The organism is Arsenicicoccus sp. UBA2120, assembly GCF_002330965.1.
GTDB classification, from domain to species: domain Bacteria; phylum Actinomycetota; class Actinomycetes; order Actinomycetales; family Dermatophilaceae; genus Arsenicicoccus; species Arsenicicoccus bolidensis.
The window spans coordinates 16273-32257 of the sequence record NZ_DCYC01000053.1 but is presented as its reverse complement, the minus strand read 5'-3'; the positions used below and the strand labels follow the sequence as shown (position 1 = coordinate 32257).

Here is a 15985-nt window from a genome sequence, read left to right as displayed (position 1 = left end):
GAAGCGTCAGAAGAGCCCAAATAGAGCGCAGTGACGAAGGGCGTAGCGGAGGTTGCGCCCGACGGAGGATGGTGCGGCCGTAGCGGAGTCCGAGGAGCTGCGCCAGTCGTATACGGCGCAGTGACGAACGAGCGGTGACGACGGTCGCAGCCATCGGACGGCCGCGACGAACTGCGTCCGGCCTGCAGTTTGTCCACGTGGAGGGGGCTGGGACGTGGCGATGCTGCGTCCGGCCTGCAGTTCGTGCACGTGCGGATAGGCCGGGGCTGGGGTGTGCGGGGTCTGCGCTGGGAGCGCGAACCTCGCGCAGCGGCGCGGGTGGGGGTGGGCCGGCGTGAGCGGGGCGCGCGGCATACGGCCTGGATCGGTAGGGTCGGGTGCGTCGACCACCTCGAGCACCGGAGGACACCGTGAACCACCCGACCGTCGACCCGCAGCTGCTCCGAGAGGCGCGGGACCGCGCCCGCCGGGAGCACGAGGAGGCCAAGGCCTCGGGGCTCAAGCTCGACATCACGCGGGGCAAGCCCTGCTCGGCCCAGCTCGACCTCAGCGAGCGGCTGCTGACCGTGCTGGCCGAGGGCGAGCACACGACGCAGGCCGAGGGTGACCTGCGCAACTACAGCCCGACGCAGGGCCTGACCGAGCTGCGGGAGATCTTTGCCCCGCTGCTCGACGTCCGCCCGGACCAGCTGGTGGTGCGGGACAACTCGTCGCTGTCGCTGATGCACCAGTGCGTGGCGTCGTCGTTCTTCCACGCTCCGCCCGGCGCTCCCGAGGGCACGGGCTGGGCGGGCCGGACGGTGCGGTTCCTGGCGCCGGTGCCCGGCTACGACCGGCACTTCACGGTGTGCTCGGAGCTGGGCGTCGAGCTGGTGACCGTGCCGATGACGCCGGAGGGCCCCGACATGGACCTCGTCGAGGAGCTCGCCGGCAAGGACGCCTCGATCAAGGGCATCTGGTGCGTCCCGAAGTACTCCAACCCGACGGGCGTGACCTACTCCAGCGAGACCGTGCAGCGGCTCGCGGCGATGCAGACCGCGGCGCCGGACTTCCGGGTCTACTGGGACAACGCCTATGCCATCCACCACCTGCGCAGCACCGAGGCGCAGCTCGACCCGATCCTCGAGGCGTGCGAGCAGGCCGGCAACCCCGACCGTGCGTTCGTCTTCGGCTCCACGTCCAAGGTGACCTTCGCCGGCGGCGGCGTCTCGTTCTTCGCCTCCTCGCTGGCCAACGTGGCGTGGTTCCTCAAGCGTGACGGCTTCCGCTCGATCGGGCCGGACAAGCTCAACCAGCTGCGCCACCTGCGGTTCTTCGAGACCACCGAGGGCGTGCGAGCGCACATGCAGCGGCACCGCGAGATTCTCGAGCCCAAGTTCGACGCCGTGCTGCGGCACCTCGAGAAGGACCTCGCCGAGCTCGGGATCGCGGAGTGGACCGACCCGGACGGCGGCTACTTCATCAGCCTCGACGTCGTGCCCGGCACGGCGGGTCGGGTCGTCGAGCTCGCCAAGGAGGCGGGCGTCGCCCTGACGCCAGCCGGCGCGACCTTCCCCGGCGGCGTGGACCCGGACGACCGCAACATCCGCATCGCCCCGACCATGCCGTCGACCGACGACCTGGACACCGCGCTGCGGGTCCTCACGTCGTGCGTGGTGCTGGCGGCCGCGGAGTCGCTGCTGCCGGACGACGACGCCGCATCCGGCGCACGGTGACGAGGTAGATCACGAGCAGCGCCGCGGCATACGCGACGGGGGTCGCGGGGTACGCCCCGTGGCCCCCGTACGCGCAGCACCCCGCCACGGCCAGCGCCAGCCACTCGGGACGTCCCACCATCACGGCCAGCGCCACGAGCGGCAGGGAGTACCACGCGAGCACGGGCGTAGTGGTGAGCAGCAGCGCGCCGAAGAGGTAGAGCGCGGGCAGCGCCGGGTCGTCCTCACGCCCGCGGCGCCCGAGCACCGCCCAGGCCGCCACGCCCAGGCACACGACGACGGCGAGGACGTTGGCGACGGGCAGCGGCATCACGAGCGTGAGCAGGGACGCGCGGTTCTCGCCGCCCTCCTCGGCGAGGTAGCCGTCGAGCGATCCCTTGATGGCCGGGCCGACGGCGAGATAGTGCGGCAGATAGACCAGGACGACCAGGCCGATGGCGGTGAGCCCGACCACCAGAGAGCGTCGTATGCCGCCCCAGACGCCGGCCGGGGACCCGTCGTCGCGGGTGCACCGCCAGGGTGTGAACGCCGGCAGCAGGACGAACGGCGTGAGCTTGACCGCCGCCGCGAGCCCCACGAGCCCGCCGACGACCACCGCGGCCCGCCGGTGCACGGCGGCCATCACGGCGAGCACGACCAGGAGGGCGACGAGCACGTCGACGTGACCGCCGTTGCCGGCCTCCAGCACGACGATCGGCGACCAGGCCCAGACCAGGGCCTGGAAGGGGTCACGACCACGGGAGCGCAGGTAGCGCGCGATCAGCACCGACGTCGCGACGGCGATCAGCGCCCCGCTGATCTGGAAGCCCTTGGACCCCCACGACCACGGCGTCACGGCGGACACGGCCGCGTAGTAGGCCTCGGCGACGGGTGGGTAGGGCGTGAGGAAGCGGGGGCGGCTGATGGGGGAGCGCGGGTCGTTGCGGGCGTACTCCAGAACCCCCTCGCGGGTGGCGGGCAGCGGCTCGGTCGTGACGCCGGACGGCTCGTCGGGCCGCAGCCCCGGGAACAGGACGGGGTCGCGCAGGTGCGCGAGGCGGTCGTCGAACGGCACGTAGCGGTAGGGGTCGACACCGTCGAGCTGCACCCGGCCGTCCCAGACGTAGCGGTTGAGGTCGGTCGAGCTGGCGGGGGCGAAGAACAGGCCGGGGAGCTGGACGACGAGGGCCAGGGCGGCGATCGCGAGCAAGGGTCGGTCGGTGCGGCCGGTGCGGCCGGTGCGGCCGGCGTGGTCGGCTCGGAAGAACCAGCGGGCCACCAGCCCGAAGACGATCCACGCGGACAGGGACACGACTAGGTAGAGCCACCGCCGCGAGTCGGTGTTGCCCACCGACAGCACGCCGAGGTAGGTCACCGTCAGGATCGCGGTGGCCCGCGCAGCTCGTCTCACGGGCCCCAGCCTGCCAAACCCCGGCGCTCAACCAGGTGAGTGACGTGCGCTACAGGGGCACGGGGGTCTGTCATGACTGCGTAGTACGGTCTGCCCATGAGCCTCTCGACGTCCGCGAAGACCGACCCCGTCCGCGCCGCCGGCGGCAACCCCGTCGTGGGTGGGGCGCCGCGGCATACGGTCGACCAGGCGTGGATCGACCAGGTCAGCCGGGGTGTCGTCAGCGACGGGACCGTCCCCGCGGTCGAGCTGACCACGCCGCTGACCGGTGAGGTCCTGGGCACGGTGGCCCAGTCCTCACGGGCCGACGTCGAGGCCGCGGTCCGTGCCGGTCGCATGGCGCAGGTGCGCTGGGCGCGGACCCGTCTGGCGGACCGGTCCCGCATCCTGCTGCGCTTCCACGACCTGGTCCTGGAGCACCAGTCCGAGCTGCTCGACCTCGTCCAGCTCGAGTCCGGCAAGACGCGCTTCCACGGCTTCGAGGAGGTCGCCGACACGGTGATCGTGGCCCGGCACTACGCGCGTCGCCTGCCGGGCTATCTCGCGGGCACCTCGGCCCAGGGCGGGCTGCCGTTCCTGTCCACCGCTCGGGCCGCCCGGCGTCCCAAGGGCGTGGTGGGGGTCGTCGCGCCGTGGAACTACCCGCTGTCCATGTCGATCACCGACGCGATCCCCGCGCTGCTCGCGGGCAACGCGGTCGTGCTGCGCCCCGACAACCGCGCCGCCCTCAGCTGCCTGCGCGCCGTGCAGCTGCTCGAGGAGGCCGGGCTGCCCGACGGTGTCCTGCTGGTCGTGCTGGGCGACGGCCCCAGCGCGGGGCAGGCGGTCGTCGAGCTGACCGACTACGTCTGCTTCACGGGGTCGACCGCCACCGGGCGCAAGGTCGCCGCCACGTGCGCGGAGCGCCTCGTCGGCTGCTCCCTCGAGCTCGGCGGCAAGAACCCGCTCTACGTCGCGGCGGACGCCGACCTGGACCGCGCGGCCCGAGGGGCCGTCACCGCGTGCTTCGGCAGCGCCGGCCAGCTGTGCATCTCCGCCGAGCGGATCATCTGCCACGAGGCGATCGCCGACGACTTCGTCCGCCGGTTCGTGGCCCTGGTGCGCCAGATGCGGCTCTCGGTCGACCTGGCCTACGGCGCCGACATGGGATCGCTCGCGGGCCCGCAGCAGCTGGCGACCGTGGAGGAGCACGTCGAGGACGCGCGCGCCAAGGGCGCCACCGTCCTCACCGGCGGCCGGGCTCGTCCCGACCTCGGGCCCTATGTCTACGAGCCCACGGTGCTGACCGACGTGACCGAGGACATGCTGTGCGCCCGCGGCGAGACCTTCGGGCCCGTCGTCACCATCTATCGCGCCCGCGACGACCGCGCGGCCATCACCATGTGCAACGACACCGACTACGGCCTCAACGCCTCGGTCTGGACCCGCGACGTGCGGCGCGGCAAGGATCTGGCCCGCCGCATCGACGCGGGCACCGTCGGGGTCAACGACGGCTACGCCGCCGCCTGGACCGCCGTCGGGGCGCCCATGGGCGGCATGAAGCAGTCCGGCATCGGGCGACGTCATGGCGCCGAGGGCCTGCGCAAGTACACCGAGGAGCAGAACGTCGCCGTGCAGCGGCTCGTCCCCGTGCAGGGCCCGGCGGGTGTGGACCAGTCGCTGTGGACGGGCCTGCTCACGAGCGGGCTGCGGTCCCTGCGGGTCACCGGCTGGCGCTGACCGGCTCTGCGTCCTGCGCCGGCGTGGGGTTCTGCGCGGGGTTTCTGCGCGGGATGGGCGCCCGGCCCGGCTAGGTTGAGCCAGGAATGGGACAAAGCCGACCTGGTGCTGGAGGACGTCCGTGAAGCTCGTCGTGCGTCGCGACCCTGTCTACGTGCGCCGGCGGCGCATCGTCGGGCTGATCGCGCTGCTCCTGCTGGCGCTGCTCGTGCTGGGCGGCGTCCGCGCCTGCCAGGCCCTCGTCGGAGGACGGGGCGACGACGCCACGGCTGCCGCGCTCCAGGCTCAGAAGGCCGCCTACGACGTGTCGGGCACCCAGCTCGTCAAGCGGCAGACGATCACCGGCAACATCAACCCCAAGTCGGTGGCCGCGTCCCCGAGCGGTCTCGTGATCGCGCAGAACATGATGTACCGCCACACGGTCACGGCATACGGCGCGGACGGTCAGCTCAAGGCGACCGTCCCCGACGCGGTGGACCTCGCCCAGTTCGGCGTCAAGGACGCCAAGGGCACCGTCAAGGGCGCGCCCGTCGAGGCGACCTGGACCCGGGACGGCGCCAAGGCCTATGTCTCCAACTACTCGATGTACGGCCCCGGGTTCGCCAAGAACGGCTTCGACGACTGCAGCGCCACCTCTGCGGTGGACCGGTCCTACGTCTACCGCCTGGACGCCGCCTCCCTCAAGGTCGACCAGGTCATCCAGGTGGGCGCGGTCCCCAAGGTCGTCGCGCTGAGCCCCGACCAGCGCACCCTGCTGGCGACCAACTGGTGCTCGGGCACCCTGTCGATCGTCGACGTGGCGCAGGCCAAGGAGGTGGCCACCGTCAAGATCGGCGCCCACCCGCGCGGCATCGCGATCAGCCCCGACAGCACCACCGCCTACGTCGCCGAGATGGGCGGGGAGACCGTCTACCAGGTCGACCTGGCCGCGCGGACGGCGAAGCCGCTGGTCAAGCCCGGCAAGGGTCCCCGCGCGCTCGTCGTGTCGGCCGACGGCAAGCACCTCTACGTCACCAACAACGACGCCAACACCCTCGTCCGCGTCGACCTCGCCTCGGCCAAGGTCGACCAGACCGTCTCCCTGGCGAGCCAGCCGCGGTCGATGGCCATGAGCCGCGACGGACGAGCCCTGTATGTCGTGAGCTACGGCGCCGCCGCGATGAGCAAGGTCCGGACCAGCGACCTCACCGTCCAGCAGGTCGTCGCCACCGAGCCCAGCCCGATCGGCGTCGCCTACGAGCCGACGCGCAACGCCGTGTGGGTGTCCTGCTACAGCGGCTCGATCCTGGTGCTCGACGAGGCCAAGGGCGGCACGCCCGCCCCGTCGCCCAAGGGCGGGCAGCCGACGGCGACACCCTCCGGGCCCGCCCACGACTGAGACCCCTCGTGCACGGGACGCCCAGCCGGGTCGCCTAGGGTAGGACGGTGATCCGCACCGCCCTCAAGCCCCGTTGGTTGGGGCTGCTCGCGCTCGTGGTGCTGGTCGTCATCGCCTTCACCCGCCTCGGGCTGTGGCAGCTGGACGTCTCCAAGGACCAGGGCGCCAAGAAGGCCCTGGCCGAGGCTCAGGCCCGACCCGCCGCCCCGCTGTCCCAGGTCGTGCAGCCGCACGCGCCCTTCGAGGGCGTCATGTCCAACCGTCGCGTCGAGGTGACCGGCGCCTACGACCCGTCGGGTCAGTTCCTGGTGCCGGGACGGTTGCTCGAGGGCCGCACCGGCTACTGGGTCGTGACGCCGCTCGACGAGACCGCCACGAGGGCCCGCGTCGCCGTGGTGCGGGGCTTCGTCATACGGCCGTCGGACGCGCCCGCCGCGCCGACCACGACGGTGACGGTGACCGGGACCCTGGCGCCGGGGGAGTCCCCGTCCGACCAGGTCCTGCCCGCCGGGCAGCTCGGCTCGATCGACCTGGCGGTGCTCGTCAACCGGTGGCCGCAGGACCTCTACAACGCCTTCGTGCTCGCCGGGGCGGAGCGCCCGGACCTCGGCGCCGGCACCGCGCTCCAACGCATCCCCCCGCCCCAGCCTGAGTCTCAGCTCAACTGGCGCAACTTCGCCTACGCGCTGCAGTGGTGGGTCTTCGCCGCCTTCGCCGTCTACATGTGGTGGCGCATGGTGCGTGACGACCACCGGTCCGGCATACGGCCAGCCCCTCACGACAACGACCACCCGATCGACCAAGGAGAACCCGCCCGATGACCCAGGTGCCGTCCGCCGGCTACGACAACCCCGAGACCGTCCGCAAGGCGCTCACGCCGTTCAAGGTCATGGCCTTCATCGTCGGCGTGGGGCTGCTCGTGCTCGTGCTCGAGATGCTGCTCAAGTACGGCCCCTGGAAGAACGACGTCCTCGCCTGGTGGGCGATGCCGCACGGCTTCCTCTACATGATCTATCTCGTGGCGACCTTCAACCTGGGGACGGCGGCCAGGTGGCCCCTGTCCAAGATCATCAAGGTCATGCTGGCCGGGATCGTGCCGTTCCTGTCCTTCTGGGTCGAGCGCAAGGTCGCCCACGAGGTCGACGGTAGGCTGGCCGCGTGAGTGAGTCCCTCCAGGCCAAGCCGGTTCTCGTCGTCGACTTCGGCGCGCAGTACGCCCAGCTCATCGCCCGTCGGGTGCGTGAGGCCGATGTCTACTCCGAGGTGGTGCCGCACTCCTGGTCGACCGAGCGGCTGCTCGCCAAGGAGCCCTCGGCGATCATCCTCTCCGGCGGTCCGTCGAGCGTGTATGCCGAGGGCGCCCCGCGCCTCGACCCGGCGCTGCTCGAGGCGGGGATCCCGGTGTTCGGGATGTGCTACGGCTTCCAGGCGATGGTCCAGGCGCTCGGTGGGACGGTCGCGCACACCGGCCTCGGCGAGTACGGCTCGACCCAGGCGCAGGTCAGCGACACCAGCTCCACGTTGTTCAACGGCCAGCCGGCCGACCAGTCGGTGTGGATGAGCCACGGCGACTCGGTGACCGAGGCCCCGGACGGCATGCGGGTCACCGCGGCGACCTCAGGCGCCCCCGTGGCGGCCTTCGAGGACGACGAGCGGCGGCTCTACGGCGTGCAGTGGCACCCCGAGGTCATGCACTCGACGTTCGGGCAGCGCGTGCTCGAGAACTTCCTGTCCAAGGGCGCCCGGATCGAGGCGGACTGGACGCCGGGCAACGTCGCGGAGGAGCTCGTGACCGCCGTGCGCGAGCAGGTCGGCGAGGACCGGGTGCTGTGCGCCCTGTCCGGCGGGGTCGACTCGGCCGTGGCCGCGGCGATCGTGCAGAAGGCCGTCGGCGACCAGCTGACCTGCGTGCACGTCGACCACGGGCTGCTGCGCGAGGGCGAGCGCGAGCAGGTGGAGCGCGAGTTCGTCGAGGCGACGGGGGTCGACCTGATCGTCGTCGACGCGCGGGAGCAGTTCCTCACGGCGCTGGCCGGCGTCACCGACCCCGAGACCAAGCGCAAGATCATCGGCCGTGAGTTCATCCGCGCCTTCGAGCAGGCCGCCCGCGACGTGGTCGAGGACCGCGGCGACGAGGAGCACCCCGTCAAGTGGCTGGTGCAGGGCACGCTCTATCCCGACGTCGTCGAGTCCGGCGGCGGCGAGGGCGCGGCCAACATCAAGTCCCACCACAACGTCGGTGGCCTGCCGGACGACCTGCAGTTCGCGCTCGTCGAGCCGCTGCGCACCCTCTTCAAGGACGAGGTGCGCCAGGTGGGCCTCGAGCTGGGCGTCCCCGAGGCGATCGTGTGGCGTCAGCCCTTCCCGGGCCCGGGCCTCGGCATCCGCATCATCGGCGAGGTGACCGCCGAGCGCCTCGAGATCCTGCGGCGCGCGGACTCGATCGCCCGCGAGGAGCTGTCCGAGGCGGGCCTCGACCGCGAGATCTGGCAGTGCCCTGTCGTGCTGCTCGCCGACGTGCGCTCGGTGGGCGTGCAGGGCGACGGCCGCACCTACGGCCACCCGATCGTGCTGCGCCCGGTCTCGTCGGAGGACGCGATGACGGCCGACTGGTCGCGCGTGCCCTATGACGTGCTGGCGACCATCAGCAACCGCATCACCAATGAGGTGAGCGAGGTCAACCGGGTGGTGCTCGACATCACGAGCAAGCCGCCGGGCACCATCGAGTGGGAGTGACCCGGCCCCGCCTGGGGTGACCGGGTCTGGGGTGACCCAGCGGGAGGCCGGTCAGCGGTCGAGGGCGCTCGCGGCCATCTCGGCGAGGTGCTCGATGGTCTCGATGCCGTGCTGCTGGCTGCTGACCTCGCAGCTCACGGCCGCGAGGAGCACCTCGTGGCCAGCGGCGGTCTGCGCGCGTCCGGCCGACGTGACCACCCAGCCGTCGGACCGGGGGAGCCAGCCGTTCTTGACCTGGGCCTCGTGCTGCGGGTTGGCGGCCGAGACACCCCAGTCCTGCCCGTCGGACACCCGGCCCATCAGGCCCAGCGCGTAGTCCCGGCTCGCCTGGTCCAGCGGGCCGTCGTCGCGGACGAGGTTGCGCAGCAGGCGCACCTGGTCGGCGGCCGTGGTGGTGGTCAGACCCCAGCGGTAGGAGGTGCCCGGCTCGGTCTCGGTCATCCCGAACCTGCGGTTGGCCGCCCGCACGCCCTCGTGCTGCCCGATCAGTCCCCACAGCGTGGTGGTGGCGTTGTTGTCGCTGTTGATGATCATGGAGGACGTCAGCGCCCGGTCGGAGCTGCTGAGGGGCTTGCCCGCGTCCTGCCGCTGCAGCAGCAGGGTGAGCAGCACGTCGAGCTTGACCATGCTGGCCGTCTCGCACCGCTGCCCGGCGTTGTGCTGCACCTGCCGACCGTCGGTCAGGTCGACGGCGAACACACCGACGTGACCTTTGCGGCCCGTGAGGTAGGCCCCGGCGGCCGCGTCGAACCCGGCCTCGGTGACGCCGGCCGCCGGTGCGGGGGTGGACGCCGGCGCCGAGGTCGGGGCCGCCGAGCTCGTCGTGCCGGCCGCCGGCGGGGTGGTCGACGGCGAGACGGCGGTCGTCGGCGACCCGGCCGTCGTGGACGCGCTCGCGGGGCGCTCGTCGTCGGTCGGGGCGATGACGGTGTGGGTGACGGCGGGGGCCGTGACGGTCGTGGTCGCTGATGCGGCGGCGCCGGACCCGCCGCACCCGCTCAGCCCGGAGGCGGCGAGGCCGAGGGCCAGGACGAGGGGGGAGATTCGGTGCGGCACCCGCTCATTGTCGGTGAATCCTGCACCAGTCCCCTCATTGCGCCCGCGTGTCGGGGTGTCCGGGATCAGTGGGCGTGCGCCCGCATCTGGGCGGCGGCGGGCGCCTCGGAGAGCAGCGCGTCCTCCGCGGTCACCGACGCCGGGAGGTAGGCGCAGGTGGGGTCCGAGGCCAACGGGTCACCGGTGACGGCATACGCGTGGGAGCGCGACCCGCCGCACACCTCGCGGAACTCGCACACCCCGCACTTGCCGACGAACTGCTCCGGCGTCCGCAGCGACCGCATGATCGGCGACTCGCGATAGATCTCGGGCAGCGGCGTCTCGCGGACGTTGCCGGCCCGGTGGGGGAGGAAGCCGGAGGGGTAGACCCAGCCCTGGTGGTCGATGAACACGAAGCCGCGGCCGGAGTTGACGTCGATCGGCGGACGGGCGGGCCGCTCGCGCACCTCGCGGTCGCCGAGCAGGACGGCCGTGGCCTCGGTGAGCTGGCGGTAGAGCTCGCCGCGCTCCTCGGCCGCCGAGCCGTCGTGCGCGGCCGTGAGCCGCTGCAGCACGACCCGGCGGTAGTGCGGCGCCTCGGTGGTCTTGATCGCGATGAAGCGGGACACGTCGACGAGCCAGTGCAGCACGTCCTCGACCTCGTCGGCCGTGAGGGTCTGCAGCTGCTGGCCGCGGCCCGTGGGGACGAGGAAGAACACGCTCCACAGCTTGGCACCGAGGTCGAGGACCGTGGTGAGCAGCCGCGGCAGCTCCAGCACGGTCGAGCGGGTGACGGTCGAGTTGATCTGCAGCCGGAAGCCCGCCTCGGTGACCAGCCGCGCCGAGTCCAGGGTGCGCTCGAAGGTCCCCTCGAAGCCGCGGAACGCGTCGTGCGTCGGGGCCTGCGCACCGTCGAGCGAGAGGGACACGGCCTTGCCGCCGGCGTCCCGCAGCTCGGCCAGCCGCTCGGTCGTCAGGTTGGGGGTGGCCGAGGGTGACAGGGCCATGGACAGGCCGAGGGAGGTGCCGTATGCCGTGAGCTCGGCCAGGTCAGGGCGCTCGAAGGGGTCGCCGCCGGTGAGCACGACGAGGGGGTGCGGCTTGGGGAAGGACGCGATTTGCTCGAGCAGGGCCTTGCCCTCGTCGAGGCTGAGCTCGAGGGGGTCCCGCCGGGTGATGGCGTCGGCGCGGCAGTGCAGGCACGCGAGCTGGCAGGCCCGGGTGACCTCCCAGATGGTGATGAACGGCTTGTCCGCGACGTCGTGCCGCTGGTGACGGACCGCCTTGGCGAGGTCGGGCGCGGCGCCGGGCGCCCCGGGGTGCCGCAGGTCGTGGCTCATCGCGTGGGCCTTTCGGTGAGGGTGGTGACGGCCTGCAGGGCGGAGGTGACGCAGCCGCTGATGCCGGCCCCGTCGTGGGAGGCGCCGGCGACGACGACGCCCGGCAGGTCGCGCTGCAGGGCCGCGCGGGCCGCGGTCAGCCGCTCCTGGTGACCGACGACGAGCTGGGGCGCGGTGTCGAGCCAGCGGTGCACCCGCGTCTCGACGGGCCGGGCGCCGAGCCCGGTGAGCTCGCCCAGGTCGGCCAGGAGCAGGTCGACCAGCTCGGCGTCGCTGTGGTCGTCGACGATGGTGGAGCCGTCGCGGCCGGCGGAGAGGCGCACGAGCGTGGTGTCGCCCCCGGCCAGCTGGGGCCACTTGGAGGACAGGAAGGTCGCGGCCTTGAGCCGGCGGCCGAGCCGGCTCGGGATCATGATGCCGGTGCCCTCGGCGATGGGGCGGCACCGCTGCGCCTCGGCGGCGGGCAGCGCCACGAGGACCGACGCCAGCGACGCGGAGCGGACCTGCGCCAGGGGCGCCGCGGCGTCGGGGGAGGCGCCGGCCAGGAGGCGGGACGCGACGGCGGCGTTGACCGCGAGCACGACGGCGTCGGCGTGGTGGTCCTCGCCGGAGACGGTGGTCACGGCATACGACCCCTGCTCGGTCCGGCGCAGGGAGGCGACGGGCGAGGAGAGGCGCACGTCGACGTCGACGCCATCCAGGAGGTGATCGGTGAGGGTGGACAGGCCCTGCGGCCAGGTCGCGAACATCGACGGCGCCACGCTCGGCCCGGCCTTGCGCGTGCGGACCGACAGGGTGAGGGAGCGGCCGTCGCGCGCGACCGCCGCGAGCATCGGCGAGGCTGCCCGCAGCGACAGCTGGTCGATGTCGCCGGAGTGCAGCCCGCCGAGCATCGGGTCGACGAAGGAGTCGGCGATCTCGTCGCCGAACCGCTCGCGGACGAAGCGCCCGACCGAGACGTCGCCCTCGACGCGGTGGCGGCGGGCCACGAGCGGCTCGAGGGCGGCGCGCGCGAGACCCTGCACCGAGACGATCCCGGAGCGGACCACGGGCATCAGCTGGGTGGGGCCGGTCGGGCCGACACCCTGGGGAAGGCGGCGCAGACCCTTGCGGGTGGCGAGCCAGGTGGCGCCGGGGTTGGACCGGATCATCGTGGCCTCGAGCCCCAGCTCGCGCACGAGGGCGGTCACCGCGGGGGACGCCAGGTGGACCGCCTCGGCGCCGAGCTCGCAGCGACGGCCGGCGAAGTCCACGGAGCGGACCTGCCCGCCGAGCCGGTCGCCGGCCTCGAGCACCGTCACCCGGGAGCCAGCCTGGGCGAGGCGCCGCGCCGCGAGGAGGCCGGTGACGCCACCGCCCACCACCAGGGCACGAGCGGGGACGCTGCCCGTGGGGGCGGTGCCCTCGGCGTCGTCGGTGGGGAGGGCGGTGCTGGCGTCGGGCATGAGCCCAACCCTAACGAGGGCCGCTCCGGGACGATGCAGCGGGGTGGTGTTTGTCCCGGCATACGTCGTGTTTTTTCATCCCGGGGCAAGATGGACGTATGTCGTCGACCGAGACCGCGCCCACCGCGCCGCCCGTGACCCAGCTCCACGGGCACGCGCGCCGCTGGGCGCTCGCCGTGGCCGCCGCCGGACTCCTCGTGCTGGTCATCACCATCGCCTGGAACGTTTTCGCCCCCTGGGGTCAGCGGCTCGACACCCGCGCGTTCGGGTCGATCGCGATCACCGACACCTTCCGCTACCAGCACATCGGGACCGTCCTGGCCGCCGTCGAGGTGCGCACCCTCGCCGCGGCGTTCGCGATCTGCGTGGTGCTCGCGGTGTGGCGGCGCAGGTTCGACCTGGCGCTCGGGGCGCTCGTGGTGGTGGTGGGCGCCAACCTCACGGCCTACCTCACCCGCACCTACCTGATCCACCGCCCGGACTACGGCCTCGACCACCTCGGACCGGTCAACTCCGCGCCGAGCGGGCACGCCGTCGCGTCCTGCTCGATCGCCATCGCGATCGTCCTCGTGACGCCGATGACGATCCGCCTGTGGGTGACCTACTTCGCCGCGCTGTGGGCGAGCTGGGCCGCCCTCGGCGTCGTGGTCGTCCGCATGAACCGGCCCGGCGACGTGATCGCCGCGATCGCCCTCGTCGCCCTCTGGACGGGCATCGGGGTCGGGGTCGCGGCGCTGGTCGCCGGTCGTCCCCAGCAGCGACGGATGCTGCGGGACTTTCGCACGCAGGTCCGTGGCCTCGGGTGGCAGCGGACCCGTGAGCCCCGGGTCTCCAACGCTCCCTACGGCCTGACGCTGCTGGTCCTGTCCGGCCTGTCGGCCGTCGTGGTGATGGGGGTGCTGCTCGTGTCGTGGGGCGTCGGCGTCCTGTCCAACCCGCTCGGCCTCGTCCTCGGCATCGGCTCGCTGCTGCTGATCGGCGGGCTCGTGGGCGGCCTGGTCGGGGCGACCTCGCGGGCCGTGGAGAAGTACCTGCGCTGAGGGTCCCGCGCCGCCGGCAGGCTCGCCCTGCTGCCGGGACGACCACTCCGCCCGTATGCCGCGCGCCCGGCCCCCTCGTGAGGGACCGGGCGCGCGGCATACGGCGTCATCACTGTCGACGGGTCAGCGGGCCGGGCCGTTCTTGGGCCGGACCGTGAGGGCCACGCTCGCCGGGTAGGTCTGGCGACCGGTCAGCGTCAGCGTGTGCGCGCCGACCGCCGTCCTGGTGGGCACGGTCCAGCGCAGCGTGCCGGCGCCGGTGGCGTCGACCGTGACCGTGCCGACGACGGCGCCGTCCAGGCGGACCGTGACGACGTCGCCGGGCTTCCAGCCGGCCAGGGTGAGCGTGAGCTTCTGGCCCGGCTTGCGGACGCTCTCGTCGACCGTGACCGTGCCGGGCTGGTAGAGGTGCAGCGCCGGGCGGACCCGGACGACCTGGGGGTCGTGGTCGGAGGTCTGCACCGCGAACTCGCTGTTGATGTGCGCGACCTGCAGCGAGGTCGAGCCCTTGAGGTTGGCCGAGACGAGGACGTGGTCCAGGGTCTGGCTGATCCCGTTGAACACGTAGGAGTAGCGCTCGTTCTCGGGAAGCGTCCACATCGTGTCGTGCAGCAGCGCGCCGTCCGCGGTCAGGACCTTCATCGGGGCCGAGAACTGGTAGTCGTTGAAGTCACCGCCGAGGATGACGTTGGCCTGCGGGTCCACGGCCTTGACCTGCTCGACGAAGGCCCGCAGCGACTGCGCCTGCTGCGTGCGCTGCACCTCCGAGGCGCGGTTGGGCGGCTGGAAGCGCCCGTCGGCCGAGTCGTCGCCACCCTTGGAGTTGAAGTGGTTGGCCACGACGATCACCTTGCGGCCGCGGTAGACGAACTCACCGGCCAGCGGCTTGCGGGAGGCGTTCCACGCCGGGTTGGTGGGGTCGACTCGGCCGGGGCTCGCCGACAGCGCGGGGGTGTCCTCCAGGCCGGGGGTCGTGTCCTTGGTGACCGTGGTCGCGCTGGTCGCGGTGCCGCCCGCGCGCTCGACGAAGGTCACCCGCTCGGGGTTGTAGAGCAGGCCCACGCGGATGTTGCCGCCGGGCTGCCCGCCGTCGCGCCCGTCCTCGGGGTCGATGACCGCGGCCTTGTATGCCGGACCGCCCGCGGCCCGGATCGCCGCGATGAGCTTGGCCTCGGTGGTGTCGGAGGAGGTGGTGCCGTCGTTGGTCGCGCCGCTGTCGTCCTGGATCTCCTCCACCGTGATGACGTCGGGGGACCGCAGGTTGGTCGCGACGGCCTGGCCCAGCGCGGCGTACTTGGCGTCGGTGTCGCCGGGCTTGAGGTTCTCGACGTTGAAGGTCGCGACGGTGAGCTGGTCGTCGGCGGCCGGGGCGACGACCGTGCGGGTGAGGCCGTTGTCGGTGCGGGCCCCGAGGCGGGTGGCGGCGATGGTGTAGCCGCCGTAGGTGGACCAGTCGACCGGGCCGGTCGTGGCGCCCGCGAGGACGTCGCCGACGTTGGCGGCCGGGACCTTGCCGTCGACCGGCATGACGAGCATGCGGCCGGTGGGCGTGCGGTCGTAGTCCGCGATGTAGGTGCCGCCACGCGGGGTGCGCAGCTCGCCCGGCTTGGTCTGGACGTAGATCTCGCCGTACTCCGGCTGGCCCGGGCCCACGACGCGGGCGTCGCCGACGGTGACGAGCTCGCCCTCGTGCGTCTCGTACCACTCGATGGCGGAGCGCCTGGGGTCCAGGGTGAGGTCCTCGACGTTGCCGCTCGGGGGCTTGGGGGCGTAGGTGTCCGGCATGTCGGCCGGCAGCGTCAGGGCGCTCGGCAGGGGGTTGCCGCTGGACAGGACGTTGACGACCGGCTTGGTGATCTCGGTCATCGACAGGTTGGGGGTGGTCGCGACCGTCTCGCCGCCGGCCAAGGGGTAGTAGTCGCTGATCTGCCCGCTGACGAGGACCGCGTCGCCCTCCTTGACGGTGATCGGGGCCGAGGCGGTGAAGACGAAGACGCCGGTGGAGGCGTTGGCCTTGGCCGGGTCCTTGGTCGGCTGCTGGATCCAGAAGCCCTTGGTGCGGCCGGTGCTGCGCACGCCGGTGACGACGCCGGGCACGTTGGTGACGGCCTGGCCCTTGAGCGGGGACACGAATCCGGGGCCCTGGATGTCCTGGATGGTGGTGCTGCCGGGGGTGGGAGTCGGGGT

General features: G+C 72.7%; 12 protein-coding genes. 7 read left to right on the top strand and 5 right to left on the bottom strand.

Features of this window, described 5'->3' with window-relative positions:
- Positions 1 to 410: 410 nt before the first annotated feature.
- Entirely contained in the window at positions 411 to 1715 is a 1305-nt protein-coding gene (locus B2P18_RS07695) for an aminotransferase class I/II-fold pyridoxal phosphate-dependent enzyme (RefSeq protein WP_286957855.1), read from the top strand.
- Here B2P18_RS07695 and B2P18_RS07690 read toward each other — a convergent pair.
- On the bottom strand, positions 1642 to 3105 hold the full coding sequence (locus B2P18_RS07690; RefSeq protein WP_286957853.1) for a glycosyltransferase 87 family protein: 1464 nt from the start codon (positions 3103 to 3105) through the stop codon (positions 1642 to 1644). The genes B2P18_RS07695 and B2P18_RS07690 overlap by 74 nt on opposite strands.
- 96 nt (positions 3106 to 3201) lie before the next feature.
- Between B2P18_RS07690 and B2P18_RS07685 the strand changes: the two genes are divergently transcribed.
- The 5 genes from B2P18_RS07685 (at position 3202) to guaA (ending at position 8938) form a co-directional block, all read left to right on the top strand.
- Complete coding sequence (locus tag B2P18_RS07685; RefSeq protein ID WP_286957851.1) at positions 3202 to 4824, top strand: succinic semialdehyde dehydrogenase; 1623 nt, start codon at positions 3202 to 3204, stop codon at positions 4822 to 4824.
- A 121-nt stretch (positions 4825 to 4945) separates the two neighbouring features.
- Positions 4946 to 6202 carry a YncE family protein gene (locus B2P18_RS07680; RefSeq protein WP_286957850.1) on the top strand — a complete coding sequence of 419 codons (1257 nt, stop codon included), beginning with the start codon at positions 4946 to 4948 and terminating at the stop codon, positions 6200 to 6202.
- A 47-nt stretch (positions 6203 to 6249) separates the two neighbouring features.
- Complete coding sequence (locus tag B2P18_RS07675; protein ID WP_029211390.1) at positions 6250 to 7023, top strand: SURF1 family protein; 774 nt, start codon at positions 6250 to 6252, stop codon at positions 7021 to 7023.
- The gene (locus tag B2P18_RS07670; RefSeq protein WP_019285542.1) at positions 7020 to 7364 is read left to right on the top strand and encodes a DUF3817 domain-containing protein; all 345 of its coding nucleotides are present in this window, start codon (positions 7020 to 7022) and stop codon (positions 7362 to 7364) included. Before B2P18_RS07675 ends, B2P18_RS07670 begins: the two co-directional genes overlap by 4 nt.
- On the top strand, positions 7361 to 8938 hold the full coding sequence (guaA, locus tag B2P18_RS07665) for a glutamine-hydrolyzing GMP synthase (protein WP_286957849.1): 1578 nt from the start codon (positions 7361 to 7363) through the stop codon (positions 8936 to 8938). The genes B2P18_RS07670 and guaA overlap by 4 nt, the downstream gene beginning before the upstream one ends.
- Positions 8939 to 8989: 51 nt before the next feature.
- On the opposite strand, the gene B2P18_RS07660 is transcribed toward guaA, so the two are convergent.
- From B2P18_RS07660 to hemG, 3 genes are all read right to left on the bottom strand, one after another.
- Positions 8990 to 9994: a serine hydrolase gene (locus B2P18_RS07660; RefSeq protein ID WP_286957848.1), complete on the bottom strand. Its 1005-nt coding sequence runs from the start codon at positions 9992 to 9994 to the stop codon at positions 8990 to 8992.
- Between the two features lie 65 nt (positions 9995 to 10059).
- Positions 10060 to 11313: a TIGR04053 family radical SAM/SPASM domain-containing protein gene (locus B2P18_RS07655; protein ID WP_029211393.1), complete on the bottom strand. Its 1254-nt coding sequence runs from the start codon at positions 11311 to 11313 to the stop codon at positions 10060 to 10062.
- A complete protein-coding gene (hemG, locus tag B2P18_RS07650; protein ID WP_084412647.1) occupies positions 11310 to 12758 on the bottom strand; it encodes a protoporphyrinogen oxidase in 1449 nt (482 codons plus the stop codon). The genes B2P18_RS07655 and hemG overlap by 4 nt, the downstream gene beginning before the upstream one ends.
- A gap of 98 nt (positions 12759 to 12856) precedes the next feature.
- Between hemG and B2P18_RS07645 the strand changes: the two genes are divergently transcribed.
- Entirely contained in the window at positions 12857 to 13798 is a 942-nt protein-coding gene (locus tag B2P18_RS07645; RefSeq protein ID WP_286957847.1) for a hypothetical protein, read from the top strand.
- Between the two features lie 123 nt (positions 13799 to 13921).
- On the opposite strand, the gene B2P18_RS07640 is transcribed toward B2P18_RS07645, so the two are convergent.
- Positions 13922 to 15985: endonuclease/exonuclease/phosphatase family protein (locus B2P18_RS07640; protein ID WP_286957846.1), on the bottom strand; the 2064-nt coding region annotated here is incomplete at its 5' end.

What these genes read in the sequence shown, in the direction of transcription:
- B2P18_RS07645 (WP_286957847.1), top strand. Translation starts at nt 12,857, where the DNA reads ATGTCGTCGACCGAGACCGCGCCCACCGCGCCGCCCGTGACCCAGCTC.
- B2P18_RS07670 (WP_019285542.1), top strand. Translation starts at nt 7,020, where the DNA reads ATGACCCAGGTGCCGTCCGCCGGCTACGACAACCCCGAGACCGTCCGC.
- B2P18_RS07655 (WP_029211393.1), bottom strand. Translation starts at nt 11,313, where the DNA reads ATGAGCCACGACCTGCGGCACCCCGGGGCGCCCGGCGCCGCGCCCGAC.
- B2P18_RS07685 (WP_286957851.1), top strand. Translation starts at nt 3,202, where the DNA reads ATGAGCCTCTCGACGTCCGCGAAGACCGACCCCGTCCGCGCCGCCGGC.
- hemG (WP_084412647.1), bottom strand. Translation starts at nt 12,758, where the DNA reads ATGCCCGACGCCAGCACCGCCCTCCCCACCGACGACGCCGAGGGCACC.